22 protein-coding genes are annotated in these 21,777 nt (G+C 35.3%); 10 read left to right on the top strand and 12 right to left on the bottom strand.

The window, feature by feature from the left end:
* The first annotated feature begins 34 nt into the window (after window positions 1–34).
* Window positions 35–1,378: an acetyl-CoA carboxylase biotin carboxylase subunit gene (accC, locus tag EW15_RS00570; RefSeq protein ID WP_038650632.1), complete on the top strand. Its 1,344-nt coding sequence runs from the start codon at window positions 35–37 to the stop codon at window positions 1,376–1,378.
* A gap of 13 nt (window positions 1,379–1,391) precedes the next feature.
* Here the strand turns inward: accC and EW15_RS00575 are convergent, their stop codons facing one another.
* Entirely contained in the window at window positions 1,392–1,691 is a 300-nt protein-coding gene (locus EW15_RS00575; RefSeq protein WP_038650635.1) for a YggT family protein, read from the bottom strand.
* 87 nt (window positions 1,692–1,778) lie between these two features.
* Between EW15_RS00575 and EW15_RS00580 the strand changes: the two genes are divergently transcribed.
* Together EW15_RS00580 and EW15_RS00585 are read left to right on the top strand one after the other, a co-directional pair.
* A complete protein-coding gene (locus tag EW15_RS00580; protein ID WP_011294057.1) occupies window positions 1,779–1,949 on the top strand; it encodes a photosystem II reaction center X protein in 171 nt (56 codons plus the stop codon).
* An 83-nt stretch (window positions 1,950–2,032) separates the two neighbouring features.
* Window positions 2,033–2,998, top strand: coding sequence for a Ycf66 family protein (locus EW15_RS00585; RefSeq protein ID WP_038650641.1), 966 nt, complete (start codon window positions 2,033–2,035; stop codon window positions 2,996–2,998).
* An 11-nt stretch (window positions 2,999–3,009) separates the two neighbouring features.
* On the opposite strand, the gene EW15_RS00590 is transcribed toward EW15_RS00585, so the two are convergent.
* The 5 genes from EW15_RS00590 to def form a co-directional block, all read right to left on the bottom strand.
* Complete coding sequence (locus EW15_RS00590; protein ID WP_038650643.1) at window positions 3,010–3,249, bottom strand: chlorophyll a/b-binding protein; 240 nt, start codon at window positions 3,247–3,249, stop codon at window positions 3,010–3,012.
* 9 nt (window positions 3,250–3,258) lie between these two features.
* Window positions 3,259–5,247, bottom strand: coding sequence for an ABC transporter ATP-binding protein/permease (locus EW15_RS00595; protein ID WP_038650646.1), 1,989 nt, complete (start codon window positions 5,245–5,247; stop codon window positions 3,259–3,261).
* A gap of 121 nt (window positions 5,248–5,368) precedes the next feature.
* On the bottom strand, window positions 5,369–5,650 hold the full coding sequence (locus EW15_RS00600; protein WP_038650648.1) for a hypothetical protein: 282 nt from the start codon (window positions 5,648–5,650) through the stop codon (window positions 5,369–5,371).
* A gap of 114 nt (window positions 5,651–5,764) precedes the next feature.
* Complete coding sequence (locus EW15_RS00605; RefSeq protein WP_038650651.1) at window positions 5,765–6,100, bottom strand: histidine triad nucleotide-binding protein; 336 nt, start codon at window positions 6,098–6,100, stop codon at window positions 5,765–5,767.
* 69 nt (window positions 6,101–6,169) lie between these two features.
* Window positions 6,170–6,778, bottom strand: a complete 609-nt coding sequence (gene def, locus EW15_RS00610) for a peptide deformylase (RefSeq protein WP_038650654.1) — start codon at window positions 6,776–6,778, stop codon at window positions 6,170–6,172.
* A gap of 80 nt (window positions 6,779–6,858) precedes the next feature.
* Between def and EW15_RS00615 the strand changes: the two genes are divergently transcribed.
* Window positions 6,859–8,793, top strand: coding sequence for a S9 family peptidase (locus EW15_RS00615; RefSeq protein WP_038650657.1), 1,935 nt, complete (start codon window positions 6,859–6,861; stop codon window positions 8,791–8,793).
* Here the strand turns inward: EW15_RS00615 and EW15_RS00620 are convergent.
* Genes EW15_RS00620 through sufB form a run of 4 tightly spaced genes read right to left on the bottom strand, consistent with a single transcriptional unit; the run spans window position 8,790 to window position 13,553 of the window.
* Window positions 8,790–10,037, bottom strand: coding sequence for an aminotransferase class V-fold PLP-dependent enzyme (locus tag EW15_RS00620; protein WP_038650660.1), 1,248 nt, complete (start codon window positions 10,035–10,037; stop codon window positions 8,790–8,792). The two genes, EW15_RS00615 and EW15_RS00620, sit on opposite strands and share 4 nt — an antisense overlap.
* A complete protein-coding gene (gene sufD / locus EW15_RS00625; RefSeq protein WP_038650662.1) occupies window positions 10,037–11,272 on the bottom strand; it encodes a Fe-S cluster assembly protein SufD in 1,236 nt (411 codons plus the stop codon). Before sufD ends, EW15_RS00620 begins: the two co-directional genes overlap by 1 nt.
* The gene (sufC, locus tag EW15_RS00630; RefSeq protein WP_038650665.1) at window positions 11,269–12,060 is read right to left on the bottom strand and encodes a Fe-S cluster assembly ATPase SufC; all 792 of its coding nucleotides are present in this window, start codon (window positions 12,058–12,060) and stop codon (window positions 11,269–11,271) included. The genes sufD and sufC overlap by 4 nt, the downstream gene beginning before the upstream one ends.
* 50 nt (window positions 12,061–12,110) lie before the next feature.
* Window positions 12,111–13,553 carry a Fe-S cluster assembly protein SufB gene (sufB, locus tag EW15_RS00635; RefSeq protein ID WP_038650668.1) on the bottom strand — a complete coding sequence of 481 codons (1,443 nt, stop codon included), beginning with the start codon at window positions 13,551–13,553 and terminating at the stop codon, window positions 12,111–12,113.
* A gap of 477 nt (window positions 13,554–14,030) precedes the next feature.
* Between sufB and EW15_RS00640 the strand changes: the two genes are divergently transcribed.
* The 5 genes from EW15_RS00640 to EW15_RS00660 all read left to right on the top strand — a co-directional run bounded on the left by EW15_RS00640 (window position 14,031) and on the right by EW15_RS00660 (window position 19,967).
* The gene (locus EW15_RS00640) at window positions 14,031–14,399 is read left to right on the top strand and encodes a hypothetical protein (RefSeq protein WP_038650671.1); all 369 of its coding nucleotides are present in this window, start codon (window positions 14,031–14,033) and stop codon (window positions 14,397–14,399) included.
* Between the two features lie 280 nt (window positions 14,400–14,679).
* The gene (locus tag EW15_RS00645; protein WP_038650674.1) at window positions 14,680–15,771 is read left to right on the top strand and encodes a DUF4912 domain-containing protein; all 1,092 of its coding nucleotides are present in this window, start codon (window positions 14,680–14,682) and stop codon (window positions 15,769–15,771) included.
* Window positions 15,772–15,790: 19 nt separating this feature from the next.
* Entirely contained in the window at window positions 15,791–15,961 is a 171-nt protein-coding gene (locus EW15_RS10995) for a hypothetical protein (RefSeq protein ID WP_038650676.1), read from the top strand.
* 64 nt (window positions 15,962–16,025) lie between these two features.
* Window positions 16,026–17,675, top strand: a complete 1,650-nt coding sequence (locus EW15_RS00655) for an alpha-D-glucose phosphate-specific phosphoglucomutase (protein WP_038650678.1) — start codon at window positions 16,026–16,028, stop codon at window positions 17,673–17,675.
* An 87-nt stretch (window positions 17,676–17,762) separates the two neighbouring features.
* The gene (locus EW15_RS00660) at window positions 17,763–19,967 is read left to right on the top strand and encodes an AAA family ATPase (protein ID WP_038650681.1); all 2,205 of its coding nucleotides are present in this window, start codon (window positions 17,763–17,765) and stop codon (window positions 19,965–19,967) included.
* Here EW15_RS00660 and EW15_RS00665 read toward each other — a convergent pair.
* A complete protein-coding gene (locus tag EW15_RS00665; RefSeq protein WP_038650684.1) occupies window positions 19,964–20,620 on the bottom strand; it encodes a 4'-phosphopantetheinyl transferase superfamily protein in 657 nt (218 codons plus the stop codon). The genes EW15_RS00660 and EW15_RS00665 overlap by 4 nt on opposite strands.
* On the opposite strand from EW15_RS00665, the gene bcp reads away from it, so the two are divergent.
* Window positions 20,619–21,086: a thioredoxin-dependent thiol peroxidase gene (gene bcp, locus EW15_RS00670; RefSeq protein ID WP_038650687.1), complete on the top strand. Its 468-nt coding sequence runs from the start codon at window positions 20,619–20,621 to the stop codon at window positions 21,084–21,086. The two genes, EW15_RS00665 and bcp, sit on opposite strands and share 2 nt — an antisense overlap.
* On the opposite strand, the gene EW15_RS00675 is transcribed toward bcp, so the two are convergent.
* Entirely contained in the window at window positions 21,073–21,774 is a 702-nt protein-coding gene (locus tag EW15_RS00675; protein WP_052041142.1) for a type III pantothenate kinase, read from the bottom strand. The genes bcp and EW15_RS00675 overlap by 14 nt on opposite strands.
* Window positions 21,775–21,777 lie beyond the last annotated feature (3 nt).

Consider the following 21,777-nt stretch of genomic DNA (forward strand, 5'->3'; position numbering starts at 1 on the left):
TGATACTATCCGGCTGAGGACTTGATAATTTTGAATGCCCATAGGCAAACTGCTCATAGCTAATCGTGGCGAAATAGCTTTAAGAATTCTCCGAAGCTGTCGTGAGATGGGGATAGCTACGGTTGCTGTTTACAGTACTGTTGATAAAAATGCCTTACATGTTCAATTAGCTGATGAAGCTGTATGCGTTGGAGATTCGCCTAGCAGTAAAAGTTATCTAAATGTTCCAAACATACTTGCTGCAGCAACTTCAAGAGGAGTAGATGCTATTCACCCTGGTTATGGATTTTTAGCTGAGAATGATCGATTTGCAGAGATTTGCGGTGACCACGGACTTATTTTTGTCGGCCCATCTCCTCATGCAATTCGTTCCATGGGTGATAAGTCGACAGCTAAATCGACTATGCAAAATGTTGGAGTGCCTACCGTCCCTGGAAGTGAAGGCTTGCTTGATAGTGTTTCAGATGCATCCAAGCTTGCCTCTGAAATGGGTTATCCAGTAATGATTAAAGCAACTGCGGGAGGCGGTGGAAGAGGCATGCGTTTAGTAACTCATGCTGATGAATTAGAGAATCTTTTTAAAGCTGCGCAGGGGGAAGCAGAGGCTGCATTTGGCAACCCAGGATTATATATGGAGAAATTTATTGATCGCCCAAGGCATGTAGAGGTTCAGATTCTTGCTGATCGATTTGGTAACGTTGTTCACCTCGGAGAAAGAGATTGCTCAATTCAAAGACGGCATCAGAAATTGTTAGAGGAATCGCCAAGTCCAGCTTTAGATGATCACCTAAGAATAAGAATGGGAGAAGCAGCTGTTGCAGCAGCAAAAAGCATCAACTATGAAGGCGCTGGAACGGTTGAATTCCTTCTTGATAGGAATGGAAGTTTTTATTTTATGGAAATGAATACTCGAATACAGGTGGAACACCCTGTTACTGAGTTAGTGACTGGTATGGATTTAATTTCAGAACAATTACGTATCGCGGGAGGAGAAAAATTACAATTTGCTCAAGCAGAGATCAAGCTGGAGGGACATGCAATTGAATGTAGAATTAACGCAGAAGATCCAAGTCATAACTTTCGACCTTCTCCAGGAAAAATTACAGGTTGGTTACCTCCTGGTGGGCCTGGTGTCAGGGTAGATAGCCATGTTTATACCGGTTACGATATTCCTCCTTTTTATGATTCCCTAATAGGAAAATTAATTGTTTGGGGGAAAGATAGAGAAGCTGCACTAAAAAGGATGGAAAGAGCTTTAAATGAATGTGCAGTCACAGGAATTACTACTACAATCGATTTTCATTTGAAATTACTTAAAAGAAAAGAATTCATAGATGGAGATGTTCATACAAAGTATGTGGAACAAGAAATGTTGTAAATAGCTATGAAGATCAAAATATAATTTGAGTTAATAAACCTTGTTGACCAAGAAACAATTCGCGAAAAAGACTTAAGAGACCTACCCAAATAATCGGAGTAACATCAACGCCTCCTATCGGAGCAACAATTTTTCGAGTAAACACCAATATAGGTTCAGTTGGTAAAAAGATAATTGGCCAAAAACCAGTTCTTAAATCTATTTTTGGATACCATGTCAAAATAATTCTTAGGAGGAAGGCAAGGGTAAGTGCACCTATTAAAAAAACCATTAAAAAATGTAGGGTTGGAAGACTTTTAATTAACAGAGGCATCACAAAGCTCAAAGCATTCTTGAATAGATGGTCTAAATCATCTTTTATTGCTTAAGATTACTCGGTCTTGCATAAGAATTAGCTGAAATGGCTTTTCATTTATTAAATTTGTTCCTTAGTGCTGGAACTTCTAGTGAAGCTGCTACAAGTTCTGCTGTTGGAATGATTGGGAGTTTTCTTGCGGCTGGAGCTTTGATAGTTGCACCTGCTGCGGCTGCATTGATCTGGGTTAGCCAAAAAGATGCATTGAGTAGATAGCCCTAGCAATCACCTATTTATGCCATAGACTGATCACAATAAGGTTGGTTTCAACCTGAAAATGTTTATTTAAGAGGGCAAACTTGGTCAATGCCAGTCTCAATTGGGCCAGCATTGTTGGCATAGTTCTTGCTGTATGCGGAGCTGGCTTATATTTTCTTAGATCTTTTAAGCCAGCATTGGCAAGGGATTATGATGTCTTTTTTGCCGCTATTGGTTTGCTCTGCGGCGGAATTTTGTTTTTTCAAGGGTGGCGTTTAGATCCCATTCTTCAGTTTGGACAGTTTTTGCTTGCTGGGACCACTGTTTTCTTCGCTTATGAAAGTGTTCGGCTGAGAGGTATTGCAACAGATCAAGCACGAAGATCTTCATATTTTGATGAAGAACCAGAGTTGCCCAGATCTTCAAGAGGAGGTTTGTCTGATGGAGACTCTGATAGGAATTATGATCGATTTGAGCAATCTCAACCCATCAATAGAAGATTTTCAGGTAGAGATGATTATCAAGAAGAATATTCAGATGATGAAAATTATGGAAGACGGCCATCGAGGGCGGCAATCCCTGAGCAGGCTGTAAGTCGAAGGCCAAGAAATATTAGTTCTTCAGAAATCAATTCTCGAGGAGCTGAGAGAGACAGGAGAATGGAACGATTTAATTCCGAATCTTCCTCAGATAGATCATCAAGCTTTGGAGATAGGAGAACTAGCCGACAAGAAACTAGGCAAGGGACACGTCCTTCTGCCAGTGGCCAAACATCAACTCGTAGAAGAAATGGGGCACCTCCTAATTTCTCTCAAACATCATCTTCAAGGCTAAATTCTGATAATTCAACTAGGCCCTCTGCGGGATCTAATAGGTTTTCTAAAACTAACAACGTTGAAGATGCTGCTTTTTCTAGTGCTGAAAAAGGCGTAAGACGAGCTAGTAGAAGAAGTGCAAAAAATTCTGGTTCAAACCCTGCTAGTGAAAGACGATCTTCTAAAAGTTCTTATTCATCATCCACAAGAAAGGCGAGACCAAGAGATAACAGTTCAAGATTTGATGATTAATACGATAATAATTATCTACTAATTATTCCAGCCCATTCCAAAAAAGAGATTCTGCTAAGTCCTTCAACAAGTAGAACTGCCATTAGACCTATCATTGCAAATCTTCCATTTATTCTCTCTGCATAGCCAGTCCAACCAAATTCAGGAATATCATTTGTGGTTGCGCTAGGTGAAAGATTTTTAATTTCTGAATCAGTTTTTTCTGGCTCAGTTGACTGACGTTCTTGGGTTTTTTCAGTATTTGAGTTCATAGAAAAAAACTAGTTTTCAGTAAATTGGTAACTTTCAGCAGGCAATAATCGCCAACCTTTGTTCTCAGTTATTTCAAGCACATTTTCATGATAGTTCTTCAAGGTTGGCCTATGACCGACGCTAATGCAAGCCATCTCGCGTTTGTTAAGAAGTTCATAAAGATGTTTTTCTGTATTTACATCTAATGCACTTGTTGCTTCATCTAAAACAACATATTTCGGGGAATTCAGCAAAAGTCTTGCGAAAGCAAGCCTTTGTTGCTCTCCCAAAGATAATAGTCTTTGCCAATCTTGTTTGATGTCTAGGTCAGGATACCTTTGGATAATTTGAGGTAACTTGACTTCTTCTAAAACGGCTTTTAGATGATCGTCACTGAATCTGTTTTTATCTAATGGGTAACAAAGCTGTTCTCTCAATGAGCCAAGAGTCATGTATGGTTTTTGTGGAATAAAAAGTAAATCACCATTTGAGGGGGTTTCTATCTCACCAGATTGTATTGCCCATAGACCGCTAATGGCTCTAAGTAAAGACGTCTTACCGCAACCAGAAGGCCCTACTACAAGTAAACTTTGACCTGTCTCAAGACTTAGATTTAAGTTATTAATTAGGTAATTATCTTTCCCAGGGGTTTTAATACTTACATTCTTGAGAAGAATAGAATCCTTGGTTTTAATTTCAACTTTAAAGTCATCAAATTGGTTGTTTCTAATCTCATTCATGTTTGATTGAAATCCTTCAAGTCTTCCTATCGAAGCTGAGAATCTAGCTAAAGCCTCTATTTTGTAAATAATAAAAAATAATGAACCTTCAAGAAGGTTGTAGTTCAAATTGGCTTGTTGAAAGCTTCCATAGTCCATTTGGCCGCTAAGAATTGGTCCTGCGAGAATAATGAAAGGAATAAAGACACTTCCATAAATTCCTGAGCGTTGGAGCACTCTTAATAATGCTTCCCATATTATTAAAAGATTAAAGTTATCAACTACAGACTTTAGTCTTCTACTTACTTCTTTTTCTTCTTGATTTTCACCAGAATAAAAAGCAATTGATTCTGCGTTGTTTCTTACGTGGACAAGACCGTAACGAAAATCAGCTTCAAAACGTAGTTGATCGTAATTTAATTTAAATAGTTTTCTACTAGCAAAGAGTAGTAAAGATGAAACTAATGTGGCATAAACAATTAGGGCAAGTGTGAGTTCTTTACTTATACTTAGCAAGATAAAAATATTTAGTGAAAATACTAATAAAGAATCAAAGATATTTAACGATAGATCAATTGTTTGAGCAGTAAAGTCTCTTGCGTCTTCTGTAATTCTCTGATCCGGATTATCGACATTCGTGTCAGATTCATCGTTGGGATTTAGTATATAATATGTTCTATCATCTAAATAGTCTGTTATTAGGCTTTTGGATAACCACTCTCTCCATAAGAGCTGTAGTTTTGCTGAAAAATAAAATTGAAAGCTTCTTATTGGAAGTGCTGCAATAAAACAAATTCCAAGAATCCACAAATTTTTATAACTTTCACTTTCATCCTTTTGAATTAAGGCATTAGTTATATCTCTAACAAGAAATGTAATTCCAGCGTTAATTCCATTAACAGATAATAGCATTAAAATAATTACTCCTAGCAAAAGCCAGGGAAGCCACCCTTTTTGCCTTAACTGACCACGAACTGTGATAAATGAAAAAATTCCTAAGGCAAACAAGCTCGAAATTATTATTCCCGAAGGACCATTCCAAATCACTTTTAAGGAATTTTGAACTCCTCCTAAAAATTGGTTGGTTACCTCTGGAGCTAAACTCGTTAACAGGCTCATTAAACCTGTGAGTAAAAATAGAACTGTTCCGCCTACGCAAAATAATAAAGCTATTAATAAATAGAAAAATAGCCAACCATTGTTATTTGTATAAGGTAGAAAATATGGCTGAGTAAGCTTTCTTAATTTAATTAGTTGGCTTACTAGTCCTTTTTGAGCTTTAGAAATTGATGAGGTCATATTATTTTGATTATTTCAAATTCAATAAATACTTGATTTGCAATAAGGATAAATTGTTTTTCAAATTTAAATTTGATACTTTTTAGAGCAAAAACTCATCAAATTCATTTATTTCTATATCTTAGCTAAAGCCCAAATATGTTTTTATTATTTTTGGTATTGGTAGCGAGGAAATAAGCTGCATATCAAAAGAATGAACCCCAGGAATAGTTTGATCTAATACCCAAATGAGCAAAAAAGGGGCATTCAGGATTATCTGCCATTGCCATTTGTAAGTTAGAATTGACCATATTTTTTTTAAAATAGATTGTTGGTTCTCACTAAGATTTGACCATAAATCTTGTAAATTTGTGTTTGCTTTAGTAATAATGCCGTTTTTATTTTTAGCAGTTTGGGAATCCATCGAACAATATTAATTAACTATCTTATAGCGCATGAATGGGTGGAGATGAGTCATCAACTAAGCCAGTAAGGTAATCGTGCTGATAGATCAAGAAAATCATGAAAAATCAATTATTTATCCAGGTGGCCAACTTAATTTCCTTCCTCCAATGATATGAATATGTAAGTGAAAGACTGTTTGACCTGCTTCTTCACCTGTATTAATGATGGTTCTCCAACTTTTTAAACCAGCAGCGTTGGCAATTTCGGTCCCTTTTAGAATTAAGTGCCCTAGTAATTCTTGATCTTCTTTTTGTATATTTTGCAGACTTGGAATAGGTTTTCTAGGAATTATTAAAATGTGAGTAGGTGCTTGAGGGGTAATATCTTTGAAAGCTAGACATTTGCTATCACTAAAAACCTCATCACATGGAATTTCACCACTAAGAATTTTATCGAAAATTGTTGTCATTGAATTTTAGGAGAGAGCAATAATAAGAATCTAATTCGATTCTTTATAACTTGAATTGAAAAGATTCTTTCAACTCGTTTCTTTTATTACATCGCTTTGATTGAAGTTATTCTCATTTAATTGTTTTTTCAGCTCTTCTTCATCAGTTACTTTATCAACAAAACAGACACCATTTAAGTGGTCTATTTCGTGCTGAATGCATCTTGCCATTAGACCGTCTGCATTCATTTTTTTTGGTCTACCCATTTCATCTCTATAACTTAATTTGATTGAGGAGGGTCTTAAAACATTGAGGTAAACTCCAGGGATACTTAGACAACCTTCTTCATATGTATCTAAGCTTGCACTAGATGAAATTATCTCAGGATTTATAAATACCATCGGTGGGGAATTTGGATCTTCAAAATTTAAATCAATAACTAACAATCTCTTTTGTATTCCTACTTGAGGTGCTGCTAAACCAATACCTTTTGAAGAATACATAGTTATGAGCATATCTTTCGCTAACTTTCTAATTGAATCATCAACTTTGACGATACGATTAGCAGGAGTTCTTAAGGCCTCGTCTCCCAGTTGATACACCTTCAAAGGGGGATTCTTGACAGGTTCTTTAGAAACTGAAATTGAGGGCTTCTTTTTTTCTGCATTTTTTGCAAGTTGAGCAAAACTGCCAGCCAAATGAGTCTTAAGACAACAACTTTTACACTTTACTTTGTTTTAAGTTCAATGAGTGCATTAATCATTGACTCTCAACATCAATGAAGAACAAAACAATGAGAATCTTGGATGCTGAAAAAGTTTATGGAGAAGCCCCAATATTTAAAGAGCCTCGAATAATAGGTGATTGGGTTTTATGGTTGGAACAAAGACCAAACGAAAAGGGAAGAACTACAGCTTTAATTAGACCTTGGGGACGAAAAGACCTATCACCTCAGGAGTTAACACCTTATCCAAGTGATTTAAGAACAAAAATTCATGGATATGGTGGTGCTCCGTTAACAGCTACTCTTGATGGATCAGATCTAATATTGACTTGGGTCGACAATAAAGACAACAGCTTATGGATGAGAACTTGGTTTTATGATGAAGAAAATGAAAAATCTTCCTCTTTTAAATTCATACCTAAAATAAAATCAACTTGTCTTACAAAAAAACATAATTATTTTCTTGCAGGTGGCGTGATTGACCTTGAAAAAAATATTTGGATTGGTTTGATGGAGGATGAAGAAGGGGATCATATAGTTTCTTACTCTCTGAAAAAAACTGAGCAATATCCAAAATTTATTTATTCATCTCAGGAATTATTAGGTTATCTCGCCCTAAATTTTAAAGATAGAAAGTTGGCATGGATTGAGTGGAAAAATACTTCAATGCCTTGGGATTTAAATGAATTAAAAGTTGCTAAATTGGACGAGAAAGAAAACATAATTAATCTAGTAACTTTGAATAATAAATATTTAAACTGTACAGATAAAATATCATTTTTTAATCCCATTTGGTCCGAGACAGGTGACCTTTTGGTTGCTGAAGATAGTAGTGGCTGGTGGAATATAACGCAGATTAAAACTGATTTTAATAATAATTCAATTACTATTTCCCAGAATCAATGGACTATTGAGGCTGAAATTGCTTTTCCACAATGGCTCCTTGGGATGTCGAGCTTTTCCTGTGTGGGGGATGATGTCGTTGGGGCTTTTGCTCAGGAAGGAATTTGGACTTTAGCTCTATTTCAAAAAAATGGATCTATCAAGACTTTTGAGCAGCCTTTTATTGAGTTTTCTGGTCTTCATTCCCATCAAAATCGACTTGTTGCAATTGCCAGTAGTGCAGAAATTGCTGAAGGGATTTTTGAAATGGATTTATTGAATAAAAGTTGGGAACATACTCCTGCCTCTTCATTTAGCTTGGATCCAAAGGAAATAAGTATTGGCGAATCTTTTTGGTTTATCGGATCGAATGAAGAGAAAGTTCATGCTTGGTATTACCCTCCTCTTAATAAACAAATATTGTTACCTCCATTGTTGGTGAAAAGTCATAGCGGACCTACTGGTATGGCTCGTTGTGGATTGGATCTTGAGGTGCAATTTTGGACATCAAGAGGTTGGGCGGTCGTAGATGTTAATTATGGGGGCTCTTCTGGTTTTGGCAGGGAATATAGAGATCGATTAAGAGGTAATTGGGGAGTAATCGATGTTATGGATTGCACTAAGGCAGCTCAGTCATTGATTGCATCTGGTAAGGCTAATAAGAACCGTATAGCTATTATGGGGAGTAGCGCATCAGGTTTTACAGCTTTAGGTTGTTTGATATCTGCTGACATTTTTAGTATTGGTGCATGTAAATATGCTGTAACTGATTTGATTGGCATGGCTAATTCAACGCATAGATTCGAAGAATTTTACTTAGATTATTTAATAGGTAATATAGAAACTGATTATGAGAAATATCTGAGAAGATCACCAATAGAAAATGTGCAGTGTATCGATATGCCATTGATTTTGTTTCATGGATTAAAAGATAAAGTTATACTCTCTGATCAATCTATTGCAATTAAAGATGAATTATTAAAACGTAAAATTCCAGTGCAAATTAATTTATATGAGAATGAAGGTCATGGATTTAAGGATGGTAAAATAAAAGTTGATGTATTAAAAAAAATAGAGGCTTTTTTTAATACAAATTTAAATATTTAAGAATTTTTCTTTAAAAAAGAAATTACTGATTTTAGTTCTTCAGTAAGAGTATCGATTTCTGATGGAGTAGATGTAAAGCTCAAGCTTGCCCTGGCTGTGCTCTTTATCCCATAGAATCGATGGAGTGGTTGGCAGCAATGATGACCACTCCTTATGCAAATATTGTTGTTATCAAGTAACTCCGCGAGATCATTGGAGTGAATTCCATTTATGTAAAATGTTGCTAATGGTCCTCGATCAGGCTGAATTTGAGGGCTAGGTCCAAGAATATTTAAATTATCTATCTCCTCTAATTTTTCAAAAAGATATTTTGTTAATTCTTTCTCGTAATTATTGATTTCGTTTAATCCAATTGATTGTAAGTAATTAAGTGCAGTTCCCATACCGATTGCTTCTCCTATGGCTGGAGTACCCGCTTCGAATTTGTGAGGTAAGTCTGCCCAAGTGCTTTTATCCTTGAAAACTTCATTAATCATTTCTCCTCCACCAAGGAAAGGAGGAATTTTTTCTAAAATTTCTTCTCTACCCCATAAAAAACCTATCCCAGTGGGACCGCAAAGTTTATGAGAAGATCCTGCTAGAAAATCAATACCTAGTTTTTTAATATCTACAGGCTTATGAGCAAGACTTTGACAAGCATCTAAAAGAACTAAGCTACCTTTTTGATGTGCAAGATTAGTAATTTCCTCGATAGGGTTACAACAACCTAGTGTATTGCTTACGTGAACAAGACTGACTATTTTGGTTTTATTACTCAATTTTTTTCTAAAATCATCAAGATCTAGTTCTCCATTTTTGTTAATATCGATATAAATAAGCTTGCACTTTCTTGCTTTGGCGATTAATTGCCAAGGAACGATATTACTATGGTGCTCCATTAAACTTATTAATATTTCATCGTTTTCCTGAAGTTCATAATTTCCCCATGTATAAGCTACAAGGTTAATAGCTTCCGTAGCATTTCTGGTGAAAATAATCTCTTTTTCATTATTACTATTAATAAAATTGGCTGTTAATTTTCTTGAGTTTTCAAACTTTTCTGTTGCAATTGCACTTAGCTGATGAGCACCTCTATGAACATTTGCATTTTGAAAGCTATAGTATTTATTTAAAGAATCTATAACTTTTCGTGGCTTTTGACTGGTAGCTGCGTGGTCTAAATATATTAAATTATTTTGATTTCCGTTAAATATTGGAAAATCTGCTCTACTTTTTTCAGCAATATTTTTTACTAAGTTTTTCACTATTTTATGTCTTTCATTAATTTCTTAACAAAGTTCCATTTTTCAGAACTTTTAGGTAAGTGTGAAATAACTTCATCATAATATCCTTTTAATAATAAAGAATTAGCATGTTCATTATCTATCCCTCTACTAAGAAGATAAAATAATTCCTCATCTTGAAGTTGGCTTACAGTTGCCCCATGGGTACATTTAACATCATCAGCAACTATTTCCAATTCTGGCTTTGTATCGATTCTAGCGCGTTTAGAAAGTAGTAAATTTCTACTTAGCTGCGCAGCTTCTGTCTTTTGAGCCTGTTGCGGGACTTCAATTGAACCATTAAAGATGCAATGGGAATATTCAGATGCCACGGCTTTTTGTAATTGATCAAGCTTTCCATTTGGGCCTTCAAATCTTATTAGAGAGTGGGTAGCTATTTGTTCGTTTGATTTTGTGACTTGAAGATTTTTTATAGTTGTTGAAGCTTCTCCTTCACTTTGAATTATTCTTGGTTCGAATCGGGCATAATCCCAACCATGATGTATTGAATGAAGAGAGTATTGACTATTTTTTGATTGTTCTACGGCTACAGTGCAAATTGAAGAGGATTCTTTCTCTTCACCTAAAGAAATTATTCCATGAGATAACTCGACTTTTGATTCTAGTTTTATTTCGATTAAGTGATTCTGTGCCGAATTATTATTACCTAGAAAAACTTGTAACAGATCTAATTTTGCTCCCTCTTCTAAAAGCAGAAAGATTCTAGTTGAGATTGACTTTTTCTTTATCGATGGAATTACTATCTCTAATGATTTATTGAAATTACGTTTAACTTTCAAAGCTAAAAGTTCTGAGCTTGATGCCTGATTAAGACATACTGATAAGTCATTTTTTACTTGAGTTGACTTAACTATTTTTCCAAGATTCTCTTCAATTTCTTTATCATTTAGTTTCTCAATTCCATTGGATAAATTAATATTTATAAATTGATTTCTATTAGAATTAATTATAATTCTTTCGCTATTTTCTTCCTTCTCAGGAAATTTAGATTTAACATCTTCGCTTTTAATAATTGTTGGTAAAGACAAAAAACTATATAATCTATTGAAGTTGCATAATCGCCAGGCTTCATCTTTATTGGAGGGCATTCCATTCTCTAAGAGTAATTCTCTCCCTAATGATTGTTCTTTTTTTAAACAACCTTGTGTTGGAGGGAGAGAATTAAGCCATTCTTGGCAAAGAGTCGATGATTTCAATTTACCATCTCCTTATCTTTCTTATTTTTGTCGACGAAGTCATACCCAGATTTTTCAAGGTCAATTGCTAGTTCTTTGTTGCCAGTTTTTATTATTTTCCCATCAGCCATGATGTGTACAAAGTCAGGAGTTATTTCATCGAGCAGTCTTTGATAATGTGTTATTAAAATCGTTGCCGAACTTGGTTTCGATAGTTTATTGATCCCAGATGCCACAATTCTTAGAGCGTCAATATCAAGACCTGAGTCAGTTTCATCGAGTATTGATATCAATGGCTCCAAGAGAGCCATTTGAAGAATTTCGTTGCGTTTTTTCTCTCCGCCAGAAAAGCCCTCATTGACGCTTCTTCCAAGAAAGGAAGGGTCCATTTCTACTATTTTCATTCTTTCTTTGACTAGATCTTCGAATTCAAAAGTGTCTAATTCACTTTGAACTAATTCTTTTCTTCTTGAATTTGTGGCAACTCTTAGAAACTCTAAATTACTAACACCAGGAATTTCTACTGGGTATTGGAAACCAAGGAAAATTCCAATTCTTGCTCTTTCCTCAGGGGCGAGCTCGAGAATATTTGTGCCTTTAAATTGTATTGAACCTGATAGAACTTTATAAGATGGATGCCCAGCTATAACTTTTGAAAGTGTACTTTTACCGCTCCCATTTCGACCCATAATTGCGTGTATTTCTCCTTCTTTTACTAATAGATTGACTCCATGAAGTATCTCTTGATCTTCAACACTCGCATGAAGATCTTTGATAGATAGGATTGTTTCTGAAGTTGATAGAATCACTAAATTAGAGGGAAATTTGTAAAGGTAAAAAGTATGATTTTAATTTCAATTTATCCAACTGAACCCTCCAATTTTAGCGCTAGTAGTTTATCTGCCTCAGATGCAAATTCCATAGGTAATTCATTGAAAACATCACTACAAAATCCACTAATTAACATTGAAACAGATTCTTCAAAATCAATACCTCGACTTTGTAAGTAAAAAAGTTGATCTTCTGAAATTCTACAAGTGCTAGCTTCATGTTCAATATTAGACTGAGGTTGCTTGGATTGAATATATGGGTATGTATTTGCACTGGCTTTGTCACCGATTAACATAGAATCACATTGACTGTAATTTCGAGCGCCCTCAGCATTCGGGCTGATGGATACAAGACCTCGATAACTATTCTTAGATTGTCCAGCACTAATACCTTTGCTCACGATTTTTGACTTTGTATTTTTTCCTATGTGAATCATTTTTGTTCCAGTATCAGCTTTCTGGAAATTGTTTGTTAGTGCAATTGAATAAAATTCTCCAATTGAACTGTCTCCTTGAAGTACGCAACTTGGATATTTCCACGTAACAGCAGATCCTGTTTCGACTTGAGACCAGCTTATTTTGCTTCTCTTCCCTCTACATTCACCTCTTTTAGTGACGAAGTTATATATTCCTCCAACACCTTTTTCATTGCCTGCATACCAATTTTGCACAGTTGAATATTTAATAGATGCATCATCTAGCGTGACGAGCTCAACTACAGCAGCATGTAAGGTATTTGTATCAAACATAGGAGCTGTACAACCCTCTAAATAACTAACAGAGGCAGATTCTTCTGCGATAATTAAAGTTCTTTCGAATTGGCCAGTATCTCCAGAATTTATTCGAAAATAAGATGATAATTCCATGGGACATTCGACCCCTTTAGGTACATATACAAATGATCCATCACTAAAAACAGCGGAGTTTAGAGCTGCAAAAAAGTTATCATTTGTAGGAACAACTGTGCCCATATATTTTTTAATTAAATCTGGATGTTCAATAATTGCTTCACTAATAGAACAGAATATGACTCCATGCTCAGCAAGTTTTTCCTTGTATGTGGTTGCTATGGAAACACTGTCAAATACTGCATCTACAGCCACATTAGATAATCTTTTTTGTTCGCTAAGTGGGATGCCAAGCTTTTCAAAAGTTTCAAGTAACTTAGGGTCTACTTCATCTAAACTCTTCTTCTTAATATCTTGTTTTGGAGCTGCGTAATAAACTAGATCCTGGTAATCTACTTTTGAATAAGTTAGTCCGGACCAATCAGGCTCTTTCATCTTTAACCATTGCTCATAAGCTCTTAGACGAAATTTTAATAAAAAATCTGGCTCATTCTTTTTTGCGGAAATCAACCTAATAACATCTTCATTCAACCCTTTTGGGATCTTTTCTGTTTCTATTTCAGTTGTAAAACCATATTTGTAAGGTTGGGCAACAATTTCTTCGACGGTATTAGTTTGGGTCATTTTATTTTGATTAAATCAAGTCGTAGTAGTTTTTATTTATGAAAAGTTTGGCTTTCAAGTCCCAAGATAATCTTCAATTATGACATTTGGGGCTCATTATTAGATCAGAGTGTTTTGATAGTTGGATCTAAATAATCATTCTAAGTCAAATCAAGAGGGAAAACCTAGTGTTAAGAAAGTAGTTTTAATCAGATATCACCTTAAGGCAAAATGCTTGCAATCGGTTCAAGCTTTAATTGTGCTTAAAAAAATTCTTAATCTTTTTGAAATTCTTAGAAGAGATTTTGAATAAATTCAAATAGATACATAAATCCTTATTAATACTATTGTTCTTGCTTATTCATTCCTTTTTTGAACTTGCAATAGTTAATGAATGACTATCTATATCTTGCTTGTAAGTGGAAAAAAATAAGATAAAATCTATTAAAAGATAAATATTCTTTTAAACTTTTTAGAAAGAGATGCTCCCGCTGCCAGATGATGGAATCTAGCTTTGTCGATAACTCGAAAAATAGTCCCTTGAGTAAAGAGGATATAAATTTGATTGGCTTTACTAACCTTTCAGCTACTGAAAAGCATCATTTAAGGATGCTTGCACATTGTTTGCAATGTTTTAAATCTATGAGTGAGGACAATACAAGAGGATTGATCCCAGCAAAGGAAGAATGGCTTGAATGGTGTTTGAAGAATCCCATCATGATGAAAGATGACGAGTTTGTGCAGGTTATGTTCGAGCAATTTTCTGGAGCAGCTAGCCAGCTGGAAAGATTGTCAAATGATTTAAAAGTTGCTCCTTTGGATTTGTCATTGAGAAATTTAATCGACGCATATGAAGATGAAGTTTGAAATCCTTCTGGTTACTAGATGAGGAGAAATTTATTTTGAGAGGGTGATCCCAAAGAAAAAAGTCATAGAAATATTCAAAATTTGGTTTAATTTTTTGGGTTGACTTTGAAATTCGTCGATTAATAATGAACTCCTGATTTTTAGTTATAGCAACGCTTTTTGACTGTAGATACCACTTGTTGATCTTTTCTTGGGGTCAGTAGATGCTGACCACACCAACGAGAAGAGCAAGTTTTATCACATACTTACCGCACTGATCCCAAACAAAAAATGGAGGTTTATGAGCGTGACTTTTGATCAAGAATCCCTGTCACGTTTAACACTTCGTCAGCTACGTATTAAAGCTAGTGAATTAGGTATTCCCCTTTATAGTAGAAAATCAAAGGCTGATTTAATTAAGGGTGTTTTGCTCTACGAAGAACAAAAGGAATTAGAAAAACAGGTTCTCAATACTAAAGCCGAACCATCTAGCGAAAACACATATACAAGTTATTCAGAGACTAAAGTCGTTTTTCTTCCTCGTGATCCTGATTGGGCATATGTATTTTGGGAGATATCAGATTCTGATCGTTCCAATGCTCAAAAAGAAGGTGCTATTAGGCTTTGTTTGCGTTTAGTTGATGTCACCAATAAAAATAATGGAGAAGCTAATCCTGGAACTCTTCAAGAAGTTGTTGTTGATAGTCACAGTACCGAGTGGTACTTACCTATTCCCTTAGGTGGAAGAGATTATAAGGTTGAACTCGGTTATCGAATTGGTCATAAATGGATGTCACTTGCGCATTCATCCTCAGCCAAAGTACCCTCACTTCATCCAAGTGAACAAATTCTTGATCAATTTGTTCCTTTTAGCTTGGAAGCCCCAGTTACCTCCCCTGATCCTGCGATAGATACTATTGCATCAGAACAACCAGACCCAGACAGTGGTTTGCATGAGCGCCTGTATCAATCAGCGACTACAAAATTTAGAACTCGAAGAGTTGGTTCAGAAGAATTCCAAGAGGGTGTTCCAAGAGATCTAAATTCAAATAATGAATCTGGTAGTGGTCTTTGGGCTAGTGGCTTGAGTGAGTCTGGTATTGGAGGTGTTCCTCAAGCACGTTCTTTTTGGTTGGTAGCTGATGCTGAATTAATTGTGTATGGAGCTACTGATCCCTCAGCTAAATTGTTTATAGAAGATGAACAGGTCCCGTTAGCAAATGATGGAACTTTTAGATTGCAAGTCCCATTCAGAGATGGTATTCAGAATTATTCAATTAAAGCTATAGATAAAGATGGCGTTGATTCAAGAAACATAACAATGAAATTCGAAAGAGTTACTCCAGTGGATAACACAAATCCAAATTCCAAAGCTGAATCAGAATGGTTTTAAATCTAAGCCCACTTAATTAATGGTTCGCTTAATTGTTGCTTTTACTCCATTAGTAGGGGCTATTGTTTTTCCTTTATTAATTCCTACTACGATTGAGCGTTTTGGTCTTGGTCCTGGCGTTTTAGGTGCGTTGATATTAAGTACTCTTTGGTTTATCGCAATGCTTCGTACTTCTGAAATGCCTCACTAAATTCAAATAGTTGTCATTTCATTTTCGATTCATTTTTTAGATCATTCATTAATTTATTTTCAAAGTGTTTTCTTCAGAATTTAGCCAACTTACAGTCAAGTTAAACTCGCCTTTTACTGATCAGAAACCAGGTACTTCTGGATTAAGAAAAAGTACTTTGCAGTTTGAAGAGGCACATTACCTTGAGAGTTTTATTGAATCAATCTTGTGTTCCCTTCCTGGGGTAAAAGGAGGGGTTTTGGTTGTGGGAGGTGATGGTAGATATGGCAATAAAAGAGCAATTGATATTATTATTCGGATGGCAGCTGCTCATGGAATTCAAAAAGTCATAACAACTGTAGATGGGATTTTATCGACCCCTGCGGCTTCTAATTTAATTCGAATCAATAAAGCAATAGGTGGAATTATTTTATCTGCTAGTCATAACCCAGGTGGACTCGAAGGTGATTTTGGAGTCAAGCTAAATGGCTCAAATGGTGGACCTGCCTCAGAATCTTTAACTGATGAAATTTATAATTACTCCAAGAATCTTAAAGAATATAAGATCATAAAATGTCAATCAAATAATTCTTTTTCACTCGGTAAATATAAATTAGCTTCAATGATTGTCGAGATCATTGATGGAATAGACGATTACTTAGATTTAATGAAAAAAATATTTGATTTTGATTTGATTAGTTCCTATATCAACAATGATTTTCCGATCGTTTTTGATGCATTAAATGCTGTTACAGGTCCATATGCAAAGCGTCTTTTTGTTGATCATTTAGGAGCTACTGCAGAAACAGTAAGAAATGGAAAACCTTTGGAAGATTTTGGAGGTCTGCATCCTGATCCAAATTTGACTTATGCAAAAGATCTTGCTGATTTGCTTTTAAAAGGGAATTTATTTTCCTTTGGAGCAGCATGTGATGGGGATGGAGATAGAAATATGATTTTAGGACGTGGTTGCTTTGTAAATCCTAGTGATAGTCTTGCAATTTTAGCTGCTAATTACGACTGTGTACCAGGTTATGCCAAAGGTTTATCGGGTGTGGCTCGTTCCATGCCTACGAGCTCAGCTGTAGATGTTGTGGCAAAACATTTGGGGATAAATTGCTTTGAAACGCCTACTGGCTGGAAATTCTTTGGTAATCTTTTGGACGCTAATCAAATCACTCTGTGTGGAGAGGAGAGCTTTGGGACTGGAAGTGATCATGTAAGAGAGAAAGATGGATTGTGGGCTGTTCTCTTTTGGTTGCAGATACTTGCGTCAAAGAAAAAGTCTGTTTCTGAGATAATGAAAAATCATTGGCTATTTTTTGGTCGTCATTACTATTCTCGACATGATTATGAATCTATTCCATCTGAAGTTGCAAATTCTCTTTATTCTAGATTGAGCAATATGCTTCCCGCTTTGATAGGTGAATCTTTTGCTGGAAGGACGGTTGAAAATGCTGATAATTTTAGCTATACAGATCCAGTTGATGGTTCAATTACGCTTAATCAGGGTTTAAGAATTTTATTGGATGATGGTAGTCGAGTGTTAGTGAGACTGTCTGGTACTGGTACTCAAGGAGCTACCTTAAGAGTTTACTTTGAAAGCTTTGTTCCAAGCGATGGTGATATCACTCAAGATCCTCAGTTAGCTTTGGATCCCTTAATTAAAAGTATTGATGCTCTAGCTGAGATTGCAAAACGAACAGGGATGTCCGCTCCGACAGTTATTACATAGATCAAAAACCTTCAATTTGAAATCATCAAAACAACTTTATAAGTTTTTTTTTGCTTTTAGAGTATCAAAAATGTTTGTTTATTAGCTTTGGCCAAAGATCTGTTTGCTTTTAATGGTGAACAGCTAATACAGAAAAATGCTCCTTTAGCTGATCGCTTACGGCCTCAAACACTGGATGAATTTGTTGGTCAAGATCACATTCTTGCTCAAGGACGTTTATTGAGACGTTCAATTGTTGCTGACAAAGTAGGCAATTTATTGCTTTATGGACCTCCTGGAGTTGGTAAGACTACTTTGGCTAGGATTATCGCATTCAATACTTTATCTCACTTTAGTGTTGTAAATGCAGCATTGGCTGGCATCAAGGATTTGAAATCTGAGATAGAGTCGGCAATCGATAGATTAAATAAATTTGGTAAACGCACAATTTTATTTATTGATGAGGTTCATAGATTTAATACTGCTCAACAAGATGCCTTATTACCTTGGGTTGAAAATGGAACTTTGACCCTGATTGGGGCTACAACGGAAAATCCATATTTTGAAGTAAATAAAGCTTTGGTAAGTAGATCTAGATTATTTCGTTTAAATAGTCTGAATTCAAAAGCATTACATCAATTGCTGCAACGAGCTTTGAATGATAAAGAAAGGGGATATGGGTTGAAATTAATCAATTTAGCTAGTGAAGCTGAGGATCATTTGGTTGATGTGTGTAATGGCGATGCACGCATTTTGCTTAATGCGCTTGAGCTTGCTGTAGAGAGCACTATTGCAAATCAAGATAGTTCAATCAGTATTGATCTCAAGATTGCTGAGGATTCAATTCAAGAACGAGCGGTTTTATACGACAAAAAAGGTGATGCCCATTTTGATACCATCAGCGCTTTTATTAAGTCATTAAGAGGTTCGGATCCTGATGCGGCATTGTTTTGGCTTGCTCGAATGTTGGAGGCTGGAGAAAGTCCACGATTCATTTTTAGGCGTATGCTCATCTCAGCAGGAGAAGATATTGGTCTTGCTGATCCCAATGCAATTGTCGTAGTTGAGTCATGCGCTGCGGCTTTTGATCGAATAGGTTTGCCAGAGGGCATTTACCCACTGGCTCAGGCAACTTTGTACTTGGCTGCAACGGAGAAAAGCAATAGTGTGAAGGCTATTTTTAAGGCAGTTCAGAAAGTTAAAGATTCCCACAAGCAAAATGTTCCATCTCACCTTAAAGATGCAAATCGAGATCAAGAAGCTTTTGGAGATGGCATTGGTTATAGGTATCCCCATGCATTTTCAAAAAATTGGGTTCCACAGCAATATTTGCCAGATACTTTGCTAAACGAGATTTTTTGGGAGCCAACTGAAAATGGATGGGAAGGAAAAAGACGATCTCTTTTGAATGAGAGAAGATCTGAACAGTTGGCTTCATTAATTGAAGTTGAGCAACAAAATCCTTTAACTATTACATCTGGCAAAGCTGATAATGATTTGGAAAAATGGTTATCTCGTCAAGTTTTGAAAGAGGAGAAACGATTAAAAAATTTGATTTCTAAATTATGGTTAGGTATTTCTTGGAAAAAAAATCATAGAGTTTTAGTTTTAGCACCTAGTTCTTTGCTTTGGTCATTAAAGCCTTTAAGAGAGACATCTGAAGGGGGCGTTGTTTTGGCTGTATCAGAAGATAATCATCCAAGGCTATTAGCTGAAATGGAAACTTTAGCGCCTATGGAGAGACCAACCTTAATTGATTCAAAAGTTGAATCAATTAGAAAATTAGAAGACAATCTCAAGTTTGAGGTAATTGGAGGAAGGATTCCTTGGAGAGTTTTTTCTGAAACAAATTTCTTTGAATTGTGGCCGATTCTTACTGAAAAATGTGTGGTGAATACAGAATTAAGTTTGATTATAAGTAACCCATGTTCTGGCCCTGCTTTTTCTTTAAAGGAAAGCTTAGAGTTGTATAGTAATAAGAAAAATCCTGATTTTTCATTATTGAGTGATTTGATTTGTAAAGAAGAGAAGTGGTTAAATAAGCAAGAATATAAAAAGAAATTTATTCTACAATTAGAAAAATTAGGCTGGAATATTTCTTCTGAAGAATGGACTGAGTTTGTATATCAAAAAGTTGATGCTAGTATAATTAAAAGGTGGCTTAATAAAGGAAGTGAGTATCGAAAAATTATTCTAAAAAATTGTGAGGAAGAAACATTAATTAGATTGCAAGAGTTATTTCAAAGATTGGATGGCCAGATTATAAAACAAAAGCTTATTCACACTAAATTTCTTGCTAAGAATAATAATTAATCTAGGCAAATTATTGGCTTATATATTGTTGAATCTTCATCTAATGCAATTGCATACGTCCATTGATCATAATTTTGTTGGTAAATTTTTACTTTGTGACCAAGTTTTTTATGATGTGCAAATGATGATTTATTCTTCCAAATCCATTGATTGATATTATTTGCTATTTTTCCTCTCTGCCATTTAACTGCGGCTTCTATTATTACCCATCTTTTTAGTACTAGTTCTTTTGCTTGTCTTGGAGATAAATTTTCTATTTCGCAATTCTCATATTGAGTGAAAAAACGTTTTGACAATTTATAAGCTTGAAACTCTCTATCCTTTCTTTCAATATCAACCCCAATTTTTCCTGAGGACCATCCTATTAATAAGGCATCAGCACAGTGACTCATGCTGATATGACCCCATCCTGCAGCCAATAAAGGCGGTTCTCCAGGATCGGCTTTGAGAGGTATATCTAAAGGGTCTAAGCCTGTAAGGTTGGACATTACATGTCTTAGGCAGCCTCTAGAAAAGTGATAAAGCAAACCTCTTCTTGGTGTTAACTTTTGAACCCATTCTTTTTCTTCGCTGCTTATTGGTAAAAGTTTTGATGGCATCAAAAAAAGCCAAAGACCTAGTACTCTTTTATTGTTTCTTTGAGTTGTAATCATGACTCTCTGTATAGGTGATTCTGCACCAGATTTCACTCTTCCTAATCAAGATGGTGTTGATATCAGTCTCTCATCATTCAAAGGTTCGAGAGTAGTAATTTATTTTTATCCAAAGGATGATACTCCTGGTTGCACTAAAGAAGCTTGCAGCTTTAGAGATAATTGGGAGCTTTTCAAATCAAACAATATTCAGGTTTTAGGAATTAGTAAGGATGCCTCAAAATCGCATATAAAATTCATTGATAAACATAAATTACCTTTTACACTTTTAACCGATAGTGACCCATGTCCTGTTGCGACATTATACGAAAGTTATGGCTTGAAGAAATTTATGGGTAGAGAGTATTATGGAATGATAAGACATACTTTTGTTATAGATAAAAATGGGAAAATAGAATTAATCTATTTAAAAGTAAAATCAGCAAATATGGCTAATCAAATTTTAAATGATCTTAAATTGAATTAATTTTCTGGTCTACATCAATCATTCCTTCTAGAACTAGATTAGGACAATGATTGATATTAATATGTGTATTTTTAAGTTCATTTAATATCAGTGGAGCATCACCTCCGCACATCCATATTGGTAATTTTGTTTCCTCGAATATTTTTAAGATTAACCCTAATAAGCCATTCATTGCCCCTCTGACCATTGCATTTTTAGTTTCATGTTGAAATGTCTCTATTGGGATTGTCTTGATGATTGGATTTTCTAAATTTAATGAACCATTTGCCATAGAAGATAATTGAAGTCTTAATCCAGAAATTAATTCCCCCCCAGCGAATACACCTTTTTTTGTTATTTTTGTGACGCTCATGATTGTGCCTGCATCAATAACAATTAAGTCTTGCTCTTTGCTTTTGAAAGATGATTGCTTTTTATAAGCACTCCATGAAGCTAGAGCTCTATCAATCCCTAAATTAGATGGAAGATTGATGAGCGGAACATCATCTAAATTTATTTTTTTTGAAGGGCATAATTTAATGTTCTCAGGGACGGAACCAACTGAGGCCCAAATTAACTGTGAATAATCATTATTTTGAAATTCGATAGGATTTGGCGAGGTATGAAAATATTTCCAATTTTTTTTTCTCTTGCTTGCCCAATGCCATCTTGTATTCCCAATCATTAAGTAATTTTTTTCTAAAAACACTAG

This window comes from Prochlorococcus sp. MIT 0801 (assembly GCF_000757865.1).
Taxonomy (GTDB): domain Bacteria; phylum Cyanobacteriota; class Cyanobacteriia; order PCC-6307; family Cyanobiaceae; genus Prochlorococcus_B.

Coding starts and splice junctions, on each gene's coding strand:
- EW15_RS00615 (WP_038650657.1), top strand. CDS start 6,859: ATGAAGAACAAAACAATGAGAATCTTGGATGCTGAAAAAGTTTATGGA.
- EW15_RS10995 (WP_038650676.1), top strand. CDS start 15,791: ATGGTTCGCTTAATTGTTGCTTTTACTCCATTAGTAGGGGCTATTGTT.
- EW15_RS00590 (WP_038650643.1), bottom strand. CDS start 3,249: ATGAACTCAAATACTGAAAAAACCCAAGAACGTCAGTCAACTGAGCCA.
- EW15_RS00595 (WP_038650646.1), bottom strand. CDS start 5,247: ATGACCTCATCAATTTCTAAAGCTCAAAAAGGACTAGTAAGCCAACTA.
- EW15_RS00645 (WP_038650674.1), top strand. CDS start 14,680: ATGAGCGTGACTTTTGATCAAGAATCCCTGTCACGTTTAACACTTCGT.
- accC (WP_038650632.1), top strand. CDS start 35: ATGCCCATAGGCAAACTGCTCATAGCTAATCGTGGCGAAATAGCTTTA.
- EW15_RS00580 (WP_011294057.1), top strand. CDS start 1,779: ATGGCTTTTCATTTATTAAATTTGTTCCTTAGTGCTGGAACTTCTAGT.
- EW15_RS00600 (WP_038650648.1), bottom strand. CDS start 5,650: ATGGATTCCCAAACTGCTAAAAATAAAAACGGCATTATTACTAAAGCA.
- EW15_RS00575 (WP_038650635.1), bottom strand. CDS start 1,691: ATGCCTCTGTTAATTAAAAGTCTTCCAACCCTACATTTTTTAATGGTT.
- sufB (WP_038650668.1), bottom strand. CDS start 13,553: ATGACCCAAACTAATACCGTCGAAGAAATTGTTGCCCAACCTTACAAA.
- bcp (WP_038650687.1), top strand. CDS start 20,619: ATGACTCTCTGTATAGGTGATTCTGCACCAGATTTCACTCTTCCTAAT.
- EW15_RS00665 (WP_038650684.1), bottom strand. CDS start 20,620: ATGATTACAACTCAAAGAAACAATAAAAGAGTACTAGGTCTTTGGCTT.
- EW15_RS00640 (WP_038650671.1), top strand. CDS start 14,031: ATGATGGAATCTAGCTTTGTCGATAACTCGAAAAATAGTCCCTTGAGT.
- EW15_RS00605 (WP_038650651.1), bottom strand. CDS start 6,100: ATGACAACAATTTTCGATAAAATTCTTAGTGGTGAAATTCCATGTGAT.